Raw genomic sequence first — 11,347 nt, 5'->3', positions numbered from 1 at the left:
GGTCCCTGCACTCCGTAACCGCACCACTGCGCGTCAGCGCAGGTAGGTCGCGCGCTGCGCGCCGACGAGGTCGACCAGGTCCCGTTGGGCGATGTTCACGTCGAGCAGGTGCAGGCCCCAGTTCGCGGTCGGAAGGGCCGGCAGCAGGGCGGCACCGGGCCCGTCGACCATGAGCACGTGCGGTCCGTCGCCGCCGGTGCACCGGGCGTGGAACCGGTCGACCTCACGGCCGGCCACGATCCCGTGAATCGGGGCGTCCGCGTTCTCGCGTAGTGATCCCGGATTCGTGCACAGCACCTCGTAGTCCGGGCCGTACGGCAGGTCCGCGCGGGTACCGGCGGCACCCGGCGACTGCGGCGCCAGCCCGAAGCGGGTGTCTGCCGGCGGCGTCGTCGAGTACGACGAGTACGCGACGACGCAGCCGGTCTGCGCCGGTTCCGTGCACGCGGGCACCGAGGTGAAGTCGCCGCCGGCCGACTGGCCCTTGCGGACCAGGACGTTGCCGCCGATCAGGAGCGCCGAGACCAGTTGCGACTGGGTGGCTTTCCCGTCGATGCGATTGTGGATCAGCATCCGCAGCATCCGGCTGCCCTGTGAGTGACCGATCAGCACGACTCCGCGACCGCCGTTGTGGTGCGCGAGGTAGTCGTCCCAGGCGCGTTCGACGTCGTCGTAGGCGAGATCCAGTGCCGCACTGCGTTCCGAGTCCGTCCCGGTGAACAGTTCGCGGAGGGTGCTCTGCCGGTACACCGGCGCCCACACGTTGCAGTTCGCGCCGAACGGTTCGGCCTGCGCGCGAGCGACCGCGCGCAGCTCGGGCGAGGCGTCGAAGTTCGCGTTCGCGGTCTGCTGCAGCGACGCCGTGGGGTAGACGTAGAAGCAGTCGATCGGTGCGCCGGACCGGCCGCCACACGGATCGTCGACCTGGCCGGGCCGGCACAGCCACGTCGTGGCCGCGGGGTCGGCCGACACGGGTGGTGCCGCGACAGAGACGATCACGGCGACGAGCACGGTCCACATCAGTGCAGCCCCGACAACGGTCCGGGCAATTCCGGAGATCGGCATACCAATCGAGGGTAGTGGGCGCTGCCGCGCAGTGGTGCGGTTACGGCGTGCCAGGAGTCCGAAAGCGCTCCGCTGCGCGTCAGCGCATGTCGGCGTAGGCCTGCAGGTGGGCGACCTGCTCGGGATCGAGCGACGGGCGGACCGACTCGCGCGCCGACGCGACGTCGGCGGCGGTGACGTCGGCGGCGTCGACGCTGCGCCGCATCGCGGCCAGCGCGGCCTCCCGCAGCAGCGCCGAGCAGTCCGCGGCGGAGTACCCGTCCAGCTCCTCGGCGAGCGCGTCGAGGTCCACGTCGTCGGCCAGCGGCACCGAGCGCCCCGAGGTCCGCAGGATCTCCCTCCGCGCCTGCGCGTCCGGCGGCGGCACGAAGACCAGTCGCTCGAGCCGGCCGGGCCGCAGCAGGGCCGGGTCGATCAGGTCGGGGCGGTTGGTGGCGCCGAGCACCACCACGTCGCGGAGCGGTTCCACGCCGTCGAGTTCGGTGAGCAAGGCGGCGACCACCCGATCGGTGACGCCCGAGTCGGTGCTCTGCCCGCGCCGCGGTGCCAGCGCGTCCACCTCGTCGAGGAAGATCATCGACGGGGCGGAATCGCGGGCCCGTTGGAACAGTTCGCGCACCGCCTTCTCCGAGGCGCCGACCCACTTGTCCATCAGTTCGGCGCCCTTGACCGCGTGCACGCTCAGCTGCCCGGAACTGGCCAGCGCGCGCACGAGATAGGTCTTGCCGCAGCCGGGCGGGCCGTACAGCAGTACCCCGCGCGGTGGGTCCACCCCAAGGCGCGCAAACGAATCCGGATGCTGCAGCGGCCACAGCACCGCCTCGGTGAGGGCCTGCTTGGTCTCGGCCATGTCGCCGACGTCGTCGAGGGTGACACTGCCGACCGTCAGTTCCTCGGTGCCCGAACGCGACAGCGGCCGGATCACCTCCAGCGCTCCCGTCAGGTCCGACTGCTCGAGACGCGGCGCGTCGCCGCTGCTGCTGGCCCGTGACGCCGCCCGCAGCGCCGCCTCCCGGACCAGTGCCGCGAGGTCGGCGGCGACGTATCCGGGCGCCCGCGAGGCCACCGCATCGAGGTCGAGGTCGGCGGTCGGGACCTTGCGGAGCAACAGTTCCAGGATCGCGCGCCTGGTCGCGCCGTCCGGCAGCGCGACCATCAGTTCGCGGTCGCACAGGTCCTGGCCGCGGACCCGGCTGTCGAGGGAGTCGGGATGCGCGGTGGTCGCGACGAAGGCGACGCCGGGGGTGTCCACGGCGCGGCGCAGCTCGTCGAGAATGAGCGTCGACACCGGTTCGGTCTCGGACGGCAGCAGCGCGTCCGTGTCGGTGATCAGGAGGACACCCCGCTCGTGCGTGATGCGGGCGACGGCGTCCGACACCCGCTGCAGCCGGGTCGCGGAGTCCAGTGCGCCGACCCCGGGACCGTCCAACTCGACGACCGTGCGCCCGGCGAGGACCGCGCGCGCCAGCGTCGCCTTTCCGGCGCCGGCGGGACCGGTGACGAGCACGCCGAGATGCGGCGAGGCGCCGAGGGTGTGCAGCAGTTCGGGCTCGTCGAGCGCGAGCTTGAGCCATTCGGTGAGCTTGGCGGCCTGGGCCCCGACCCCGACGAGGTCCTGCACGGCCAGCGGTTCGGGGTGGGTGGCCGTCGCCGCCGCCCGGGTGGGCTCGGCCGTCGCCGGGTGCACTGATGCCGGCGCGGCCGCCGCGCCCCAGCCGATCGCCGAATTGGGTTGCACGCTCACGGGTCCGGCGGGGTCGACGGCCGTGACGGTGAGCAGCTCGGAGGTCCAGGCCACGCCGAAGGTGCGCGAGAGCGACTGGGTGGCACCGACGGTGCTCGTCCCGGGGCCGAGGTCGCGGGGCAACAGGGAGACGGTGTCGCCCACGGTCAGCACCTTGCCGAGCAGGGCCTGCCGCAGGGTGGTCTCGGAGATGGACCCGGTCGCGAGGGCGGACCCGGTCACCGTCGCGGTCCTCGCGCCGTACACGGTCACCGGCGAGACGACCACGCGCGCATCCTCTTTGAGCCCGGCGTTGGAGAGCGTGACGTCGTCGAACAGCGCGGTGCCGGTGGGGGTGCCCGCGGGGGCGACCGCGACGACCGCGGCGGTGCGGCGCCCGCCGATCACCGCGATGCCGTCCCATTCGCGCAGCCCCAGCGCGGCCAGCGCCTCGGGATGCAGGCGCACGACGCCGCGGCGGGCGTCGGCGGCGGAGGTGTTCAGCCGGGCCGTGAGTGCAAGTTCCGGGGATGTCACGAGGACCAGCCTAGTGGTGCTGGCGCGCTTGGGCATTGACGCGAGACGGGCCCCGGTTCCACGTGGAACCGGAGCCCGTCTCGTTCGAACGTCGGTCTCGCCCGTCCCCGTCAGCGGGGGCGGCGCAGTCCGAGCCGCGCCGAGGAGAGCCGGCCGCCGGCCGGGGCTCGCCGAATCGCGCGCCGCTCCGCGGGTTTGGCGTCCCAGACCTCGGGCCTGGCTGCCACCCATCGCTTGGATCGGACCGCGAACGGAATGTGTGCGAGGTACGCGCCGACGAGGACGATCAGCAGCACGAACGGGTAGGTGATCAGCGCGGCCGCGGCCAGCGCGACACCGACGAGCAGCAGGGCGGCCATCCGCTTGGGCACCGAGAACGTCTTCATCGCCAGGGTCGGGATCCGGCTGACGATCAGCGCCGCCGACAGCACGGTCCACACCCCGACCACCCAGAACGACGACCACCAGCCGTCGCCCCACTGCTCGTACGCAGCGATCGGCGTCAGCGCGATCAGTGCGCCTGCGGGCGCGGGCACCCCGACGAAGAACTCACTGGTGTAGGCGGGTGCAGTGTCGTCGTCGAGCAGGGTGTTGAAGCGTGCGAGCCGCAACACGATGCTCACCGCGAACACCAGCGCGATGATCCAGCCGGCGCTGCCCTCGTCGAGCAGGGTCACGTACAGCACCAGCGCGGGGGCCACGCCGAACGAGATCGCGTCGGACAGCGAGTCCAGCTCGGCGCCGATCTTGGTGGTCGCGTCGAGCAGGCGCGCGATCCGGCCGTCCAGCGAGTCGAGCACAGCGGCGGCGCCGATCATCGCCAGCGCGACGCCGAGCTGTCCCTCGAGCGCGAACTTCACCGACGACAGGCCCGCACACAGCGCGAGGATCGTGATCGTGCTGGGCAGCAAGAGCAGACCGCTGGTGGCGACGCGCCGGGACGTGCTGGGCACGACGTCGCGCGGGTTCACGGAAGCTGGGCGAGGACGGTCTCGGCGCCGACGGCACGCTGTCCTCGTTCCACCATCAGCGTGGTGCCTGCCGGGAAGTAGGTGTCGACGCGTGAACCGAACCGGATCAGGCCGTACGTGTCGCCGATCGGAAGCGTGTCGCCGACCTTCGCGTCGCACACGATGCGGCGGGCGAGCAGCCCGGCGATCTGCACGACCGCGATCTCGTGCCCGGACTCGGTGCGCAGCAGCATCGAGTTGCGCTCGTTGGCGTCGCTGGCCTCGGGCAGGTCGGCGGAGAGGAACTTGCCGGACTTGTGCACGACCTGCAGGACCTCGCCCGCGACGGGGGAGCGCTGCACGTGCACGTCGAGCACGGACAGGAAGATGCTCACCCGCGGGACCGGGGCCTGGCCCATGTCGAGTTCGGCCGGCGGAACCGCGTTGTCCACGAGCGCGACCTCGCCGTCGGCGGGCGAGACCACGACGTTCGGGCGGTTCGGCGGGACGCGGTGCGGGTGCCGGAAGAAGGCGGCGCTGGCACCCGCCGCGGCGAGTCCGGTGCGGCGGATCCACGGATGCTTGCGGCCGAGCACGGCCGCGGCCAGGGGAGTGAGAACGAACGGCAGCCCGGCCGGATGCAACGGCGGGATCGTGGTCCGGACCAGGTCGGCGATGTGCGCGAGGCCGGTCGGTTGCGGGGTGCCAAGCGGGGTGGGGCGGCGGGCCACGAGCTCCTCTTACTGTCGGTGACGGCAGGGCGCCGGCCCCCGGCGTTCGCCGTGGGCGGGTACACACAGGCTAGCCGAGGCTGGCCCCGCGGCGGGACCCCCGACGGTCTCGAGCGCCTCAGACCTGCTACTCGGGCGCGACTGTGCTGCCGAGGGTCAGCGGATCCCGTCGCGTCGCAGGGCCACCGACACCGCGGCCGCTCGCGTCTCGACACCGAGTTTGGCGTAGATGTGCGCCAGGTGCGTCTTGACGGTCGCCTCGCTGATGAACAGCCGTTTGCCGAGTTCCTTGTTGGTCAGGCCCTCGGCGAGCAGCGTCAGCAGTTCGGCCTCGCGCGCCGTCAGCGTCTCGGCGGGCCTGCGCATCTGCTGCAGCAGTCGGGAGGCGACCGGCGGGGACAGCACGCTGCGGCCCTCGACGGCGCCCCGCACGGCCGCGAAGATCTCCTGCGGGGTCGAATCCTTGAGCAGGTAGCCGATCGCCCCGGCGTCGACCGCCCGGACCACGTCGGCGTCGGTGTCGTAGGTGGTGAACACCAGCACGGGAAGGTCGGGCCGGCCGGCGCGGATCCGCCGGATCGCCTCGACGCCGTCGATGCCGTCGCCGAGCGCGAGGTCCATCATCACCAGCTGCGGGGCGAGCGAGTCGGCGAGAGCGACCGCCTCCTCGCCGCTGCCCGCCTCGCCGACCACCTCGAGGTCGGGCTGGGAGGCGAGCAGTGCCCGCAGGCCCGCCCGGACCACCAGATGGTCGTCGACCAGGACGACGGTGATCGGGCTCATTCCGGTGCCCGCTCGAAGGGAATCTGGGCGGCGACGACGGTGCCCTCGCCGGGCGTGCTCTCCACGGTGAGTTCGCCGCCGAGCGCGCGGACCCGCTGCCGCATCGCAGGAAGTCCGAAACCGCCTTCCGCGGACGGGTTTCCGACCGCGGTCGGATCGAAGCCGACGCCGTCGTCGAACACGTCCAGCGCCACCGCCGAGGGCAGGTAGGTCAGTGTCACCCCTACAGTCTGCGCCGCGGCGTGACGAGCCACGTTCGAGACAGCGCTCTGGGTGATGCGCAGCAGCGCGTGCCCGACGTCCGGGGGGACCGGTTGCGGTTCGCCGATCACCCGGACCTGCGCGGTGGGGACGTAACCGCGGGCCGCGCCGAGGAGGGCGGTGCCCAGCGACTGGGTGTCGAGATTCGGTGACGAGAGGTAGTGCACCAGGTTCCGGGTCTCGGCGAGGTTCTCGCGTAGCGACGCGGTGGCGATGCCGACCTCCTCCCGCGCGGGCGAGGACGGCAGGTCCCAGGCCGCGTCGGCGGCCTCGAGGTGCAGCAACGCGCTGGTCAGGCCCTGGGTGACGGTGTCGTGGATCTCCCGGGCCAGGCGCTCACGCTCGGACAGCACGCCCGCGGCCCGCTCGGTCTCGGCCAGCCGGGACTTCGCCTCGGCGACCTGCTCGACCAAGCGCACCCGCTCCCGGCCGTCGCGTTCGATCTGGCCGTAGGCGATGACGACGAGGGCGCCGGTGCAGAGCGGGCCGATGAGCACGGCCCACTCGGTGCGGCCGCTGAAGGTGAAGAACGCGATGCTGGTGAGCACGGCGAGTACCCCGACGACGAGGTACGCCGTCCGGGTGGAGAAGGCGCGGGTGCACAGGAAGAACATCGGGAAGGCGCACCACGCGAAGCTCGGGGCGAGCCACACCAGCACGGCCCAGGTCGTCAGTACCGGCCACACCCAGGGCTGCCAGACGCCGCCTCGGCCGGACAGCAGCGCGGTCACCGCGTAGAGGGCGGCCAGCGCGGCGACGAGGGCGGCGACGACGACGAATCGCCCGCTGACGCCGTGATAGGTGAGGTATCGGGCGGTGGAGGTGGCCAGCAGCACGTAGAACGAGACGTGGATCGCGAGGTCGATCGGGCCGGGCCGCGGCGCCGAGTGCCCTCCGTCGTCGTGCGGCTGCCGGGCGCGGACGGCGCGGTCGGTGTCGGGGCTGGCCATCGGCCCGATACTACGGAGCGGCCGCCCTGGCGGGATCGGCCGTTCGGATGATCTCGCGCCGCCCGGACGGGGGAGGGGCGGGCAGTCGTCCGCCCGATGCGCGGGGGTGGGTGCGGCCGCGAGGCTGGATCCCAGTCAACGTCAGCCTCGCCGAAAGGTCCACAACGATGAACACCTCCCGCCGTCTGCCCCGCGCCCTCGCCCTCGTCGTCCCGCTCGCCGCGGTCCTGGCGACCGCCGCCTGCGGCGACGCCGGCGACAGTGCGGCCGGGGCCACCACGGTCAGCCCCGCCGCGGTGTCCGCACAGGCCCCCGCCGATCAGGCAGCCAAGGGCACCGTCGCGTCGAACCGGCTGACCGTCGCCGCCGCAGGCAGGGCCGCGCAGGCGGCGTTGGCGAAGTGCCAGGCCGACGGACTCGGCTTCGTCACCGTCTCGGTGGTGGACCGGGCCGGCAACGTGCAGGCCATGCTCCGCGGCGACAACGCCGCCCAGCACACCGTGGAGGCCTCGCGTCAGAAGGGTTACACCGCTGCGGCTTTCGGTGCGAACACGAGTGATCTGACGGAGCGCACCAAGGGTGACGGCGCCACCGTTGCTGACCTGCCGGGCACCCTGTTCCTGGCGGGCGGGGTGACGGTGAAGGCCGCGAACGCCTCCATCGCGGGCATCGGAGTCGGCGGAGCACCGGACGGTAAGGCCGACCAGGCCTGTGCCGCAGCCGGTCTCGACGCCATCGCGGGATCGTTGCAGTGAGGTCCGCGCTGCCGGCCGTCCTCCTCCTCGCTGGAAGCGTCGCCTGCGGCGCACCGGAGGCGGCCGGCGGCGCGACCGGGTCGCCGCCGGGCTCGGCGGTCGCGTCCCCGGCGCCCGCACCGGCCGCGCCGCGGCGAACCTCGACCCCCGAGCTCGAGCGCGCCCTGTTCGAGGCCGCCCGGGTCGACGACGCCGTCGGGGCCGGAGCGGCGCTGGCGCAGGGGGCGGATCTCGAGGCGCGCGGTGCCGGTGGCCGGACACCGCTGGTGGCCGCAACCAAGGTGAACGCGGTCAACGTGGCCCGACTGCTCGTCGAGGCGGGCGCCGACGTGAACGCGAAGGACGACATGCAGGACTCGGCGTTCCTGTACGCGGGTGCCGAGGGGTACGACGACATCCTCGAGCTGACGCTGGCGCACGGTGCGGATGTGTTCGCCACCAACAGGTTCGGCGGCACCGCCCTGATCCCGGCCGGCGAGCACGCGCACGTGGGGACGGTACGCACGCTGATCCGGGCCGGTGTGCCGGTGAACCACGTCAACCGCCCGGGCTGGACCGCGCTGCAGGAGGCGGTCGTGTACGGCGACGGGTCGGCGCGCTACCTCGACGTGATCGGCCAGTTGCTCGCCGCGGGCGCCGACCCGGGGATCGTGGACGCGAAGGGTCGGACCGCCCTGCAGAACGCGGAGAGCCGCGACCAGCGTGCGGTCGCGGCTCTCCTGCGCGAGGGGCGCTGAAGGACGCCGGGCTCAGCGGGTGGCGGCGGTCGCCGCCTCCACCTCGGACTTGATGCGCGCGAGCGTGGTGTTCATGCCCTTGATCATGTCCACCTCGAAGTCTGCGGTGCCGCCCATGAACTTGTCGATGAGCAGCGCCGAGATCTTGGTGGTGCCGGTCGGCGCCTCGCGGCGCTCGGTGACCTTCGTGCCGGTCGCGGTCGGCTCGAGTTCGTAGGTCCAGATGGTGTGGTTCTCGACCACGCGCCAGGCGATTGCCGTGTTCGGCTCGAACCGGATCACCTTGGCGCTGGTCGGCCACACCAGCGGACCCTTCTTGTTGATGTTGAAGGTGCGGGTTCCGTGCGTGACGTCGCCGCCGAAGATCACCATCTTCTTGCACTGCGGGCTCCACCTGCCCATCCGCGCGAGGTCGGAGACCACCTTCCACACCGCCTCGGGGGTGGAGTCGATCTCGATGCTCGCTTCGAGGGTGTTCGTCACTGGTTCGTCTCCGGTTCGTGTGTGTGCTACCAAGCGTTACGTATATCTTGCCGGATCGAGCCCGCGCGTCAAGAGGTCGGGCGCCACGGTGTAATGCGACGGGCGGGCCAGGCGATGAACAGGGTATCCACATCAGCGTCGATCAACAGTTGCACCGGAGTCAGTCGTGAAGATGTCAGGCGTCCTGCGCCACCCCCACCGTCAGTCCGTTCCGCTGCTGGCGACCGCCCGGCTGAAGGGTCGGCCGGAGAGTTGGCCGGCTGAGCAACTCGAACGACTCCTGACCCCGCGCGAGATCGACGACCTCTGCCGCGGGCACTTCGCTCGCTGACCACGGCCGCCGCACGCGAGGCGCGCCGCGCACCCAACTTGTTCTATTGGAACTAGAACAATACGATGATCTTGTGCTCATTCGGATAGACCAGTCGGCCGCCACCCCGCTCTTCGAGCAGGTGGCCGCCAGCGTGCGCCGGGCGATCGCGGACGGAACCGCGCCGCCCGGCGAACGGCTGCCCGGCGCCCGGGACCTGGCGGCCTCGCTCGACCTCAACGTGCACACGGTCCTGCGCGGCTACCAGCAACTGCGCGACGAGGGGCTGATCGAGTTGCGTCGCGGCCGAGGTGCGGTGGTGGCGGCCGACGCGGCCGGACGCAGCCGGCTGCGACAGGCGGTCCGAGACCTGGTCGCCGAGGCCCGGCGGCACGGGATGAGCGCGCTCGAACTCACCGACCTCGTGAACAAGGAGATGGCTTAACGCTTCCCCTGCCTCGGGACAGGAGATTCCAAGCTCAGACCGCAACCCGACCACCCACCCGAAGGGAGGGGTCAGATTGTCTGACGTCGTCAACACTTGTGTGGCCGCGTTCTGCCACAGCCAGGATCACCCCGGCAGCGTTCCGATCCCGACCGGCGGCGTAGCCGCGGTCGCGGCAACGGAAGGTTCGTTGTGCGAGGTCGAGGCGTTGCTTGGCTCTCGCGAGACACCTCGAACACGTCATCGTCGTGTAGGCGGGCTGCACCAACACCACCTTCCGGCCAGCCCGCACACCACGATCGATCAACTCCCGCTTCGCCGCACCGATCGCCGCATCGGCGGCCTTGCGGGCCATCGTCGACTTCGCCAAGAACTTCGGTGTGAAATCCTCCACCGCAATCAGCGCATGCCGGTCGACCACCGACTTGGCCCACACCCGGGAATCGTGGACGGTCTGTCGGGCTGCCTTCTTCTGCAGCCTCGCCGCATCCCGTTTCGCCCGTTGATGCCCACCCGATTGCGGTCCACGCCTGCCGCTGTGACGTCGCGACATCTTGCGTTGTGCCTTCGCGAGCTCGGCGGCACAACGCTGCCGATGTCCGAGATACGGCAGATCGAACTCGGCATCGGTGGTCGTGGCCGTTGTGGTTACACCCCAGTCGATTCCGATCCCGCACTCTGCCTCGGGTGCAGGTTCGGTTTCGCGGCGGACAACGAACGACGCATACCAATGTCCCAACGAATCCTGGGTGACGCGAACACTGGTCGGATCGGACGGCAGCTCCCGCGACCACACCACCGGGATGCTCACACCCTTCGGGAGGATCAACCGCCCGTCGCGCAGGGAGAATCCCCGCAGGGTGTACTCGAGCGAGGGCAGCGAGTTCTTCCGCGCCTTGAACACCGGCCGACCTCGGCCCTTCACCTTGAAGGACTGGTCCAACGCCCGCGCGTAGGTGCGGAGGGTTTGCTGTTGGGCGACCTGCGATCCGTCCCGCAACCACACGCTGTGCGACCGGGCCTGGGTGAGGAGCTTCGACAACTTCCCGAATGTCGGCCGCAACCCCGACTTCTGGTGATGGACAGCCTCGTTCCACAGGAACCGGCACCGATGCCACTCAGCGGTCAGAGCACGCTGCGCTATCGCACCCGGCCGAAGCCGGTAGCTGTAGCGCACCACTTCCTCCACACCCGGCAACGCAACCGACAACACCGACAGGAAGGAGGACGGCGCTTCCACTCCCCGGTGAACGACGGAGTGTCCGCGCCGAACTTACGATGACGACTTCCCCCGCTGCGCCCCACGTCTCGTGGACTCGTGCGTTCGCCGCCACGCTGGCGTTGCCGGTCCTGGCCGCGCTGGGCGCATCCGCGACGATCGGTTCCTGGTCCGACGACCTGCCGGACCCGGTGGCCGTGCACTTCGGCCCCGGCGGGGAGGCGGACGGCTTCGCCTCGCTGACCGCGGCCACGTGGTCCCCGCTGCTCGGGCCTGCGGTGGCGGCGGTGTTCTGCCTGCTGCTGCTCCTGCTGACCAGGCGGGACGCTCGTGCGGCGCGGACGGGTGTCGCGGTGGCCGCCGGGATCGGCGTCTTCGTCGCCGCACTTCCGGCCGCG

Annotated in this window: 13 protein-coding genes; 5 read left to right on the top strand and 8 right to left on the bottom strand. The window is 71.5% G+C overall.

Going from position 1 to position 11,347, the window contains the following annotated elements; translation table 11 throughout:
* Window positions 1-33: 33 nt before the first annotated feature.
* The 6 genes from ACFXGJ_RS21955 to ACFXGJ_RS21930 all read right to left on the bottom strand — a co-directional run bounded on the left by ACFXGJ_RS21955 (window position 34) and on the right by ACFXGJ_RS21930 (window position 7,000).
* Window positions 34-1,065: a DUF3089 domain-containing protein gene (locus tag ACFXGJ_RS21955; protein WP_378624765.1), complete on the bottom strand. Its 1,032-nt coding sequence runs from the start codon at window positions 1,063-1,065 to the stop codon at window positions 34-36.
* Window positions 1,066-1,144: 79 nt separating this feature from the next.
* Window positions 1,145-3,325: an AAA family ATPase gene (locus tag ACFXGJ_RS21950; protein WP_378624762.1), complete on the bottom strand. Its 2,181-nt coding sequence runs from the start codon at window positions 3,323-3,325 to the stop codon at window positions 1,145-1,147.
* A 110-nt stretch (window positions 3,326-3,435) separates the two neighbouring features.
* Window positions 3,436-4,296 (bottom strand): CDP-alcohol phosphatidyltransferase family protein, encoded by an 861-nt coding sequence (locus ACFXGJ_RS21945; protein ID WP_378624759.1) that lies wholly within the window; start codon window positions 4,294-4,296, stop codon window positions 3,436-3,438.
* On the bottom strand, window positions 4,293-5,006 hold the full coding sequence (locus ACFXGJ_RS21940; protein WP_378624755.1) for a phosphatidylserine decarboxylase: 714 nt from the start codon (window positions 5,004-5,006) through the stop codon (window positions 4,293-4,295). Before ACFXGJ_RS21940 ends, ACFXGJ_RS21945 begins: the two co-directional genes overlap by 4 nt.
* A gap of 156 nt (window positions 5,007-5,162) precedes the next feature.
* Complete coding sequence (locus tag ACFXGJ_RS21935; RefSeq protein ID WP_378624753.1) at window positions 5,163-5,789, bottom strand: response regulator; 627 nt, start codon at window positions 5,787-5,789, stop codon at window positions 5,163-5,165.
* A complete protein-coding gene (locus tag ACFXGJ_RS21930) occupies window positions 5,786-7,000 on the bottom strand; it encodes a sensor histidine kinase (RefSeq protein WP_378624750.1) in 1,215 nt (404 codons plus the stop codon). Before ACFXGJ_RS21930 ends, ACFXGJ_RS21935 begins: the two co-directional genes overlap by 4 nt.
* A gap of 167 nt (window positions 7,001-7,167) precedes the next feature.
* Here ACFXGJ_RS21930 and ACFXGJ_RS21925 point away from each other — a divergent pair, with 167 nt between their 5' ends.
* Window positions 7,168-7,755, top strand: coding sequence for a heme-binding protein (locus tag ACFXGJ_RS21925; protein WP_378624747.1), 588 nt, complete (start codon window positions 7,168-7,170; stop codon window positions 7,753-7,755).
* Window positions 7,752-8,492: an ankyrin repeat domain-containing protein gene (locus tag ACFXGJ_RS21920; RefSeq protein WP_378624745.1), complete on the top strand. Its 741-nt coding sequence runs from the start codon at window positions 7,752-7,754 to the stop codon at window positions 8,490-8,492. The genes ACFXGJ_RS21925 and ACFXGJ_RS21920 overlap by 4 nt, the downstream gene beginning before the upstream one ends.
* Before the next feature lie 12 nt (window positions 8,493-8,504).
* On the opposite strand, the gene ACFXGJ_RS21915 is transcribed toward ACFXGJ_RS21920, so the two are convergent.
* Window positions 8,505-8,975 (bottom strand): SRPBCC family protein, encoded by a 471-nt coding sequence (locus ACFXGJ_RS21915; protein WP_378624742.1) that lies wholly within the window; start codon window positions 8,973-8,975, stop codon window positions 8,505-8,507.
* A gap of 166 nt (window positions 8,976-9,141) precedes the next feature.
* On the opposite strand from ACFXGJ_RS21915, the gene ACFXGJ_RS21910 reads away from it, so the two are divergent.
* Both ACFXGJ_RS21910 and ACFXGJ_RS21905 read left to right on the top strand, forming a co-directional pair.
* Window positions 9,142-9,306, top strand: a complete 165-nt coding sequence (locus ACFXGJ_RS21910) for a hypothetical protein (RefSeq protein WP_378624768.1) — start codon at window positions 9,142-9,144, stop codon at window positions 9,304-9,306.
* A gap of 73 nt (window positions 9,307-9,379) precedes the next feature.
* Window positions 9,380-9,730, top strand: a complete 351-nt coding sequence (locus ACFXGJ_RS21905) for a GntR family transcriptional regulator (RefSeq protein ID WP_378624739.1) — start codon at window positions 9,380-9,382, stop codon at window positions 9,728-9,730.
* A 34-nt stretch (window positions 9,731-9,764) separates the two neighbouring features.
* Here the strand turns inward: ACFXGJ_RS21905 and ACFXGJ_RS21900 are convergent, their stop codons facing one another.
* Window positions 9,765-10,970, bottom strand: coding sequence for an RNA-guided endonuclease InsQ/TnpB family protein (locus ACFXGJ_RS21900; RefSeq protein ID WP_378624736.1), 1,206 nt, complete (start codon window positions 10,968-10,970; stop codon window positions 9,765-9,767).
* A 38-nt stretch (window positions 10,971-11,008) separates the two neighbouring features.
* Here ACFXGJ_RS21900 and ACFXGJ_RS21895 point away from each other — a divergent pair.
* Window positions 11,009-11,347, top strand: a 339-nt coding sequence (locus ACFXGJ_RS21895) for a DUF1648 domain-containing protein (protein ID WP_378624733.1), incomplete at its 3' end; no start/stop codon positions are given.

It is taken from the genome of Rhodococcus sp. NPDC059234 (genome assembly GCF_042754225.1).
Lineage (GTDB): Bacteria > Actinomycetota > Actinomycetes > Mycobacteriales > Mycobacteriaceae > Rhodococcus_G.
This window is presented reverse-complemented; position numbering and strand designations above follow the sequence as displayed.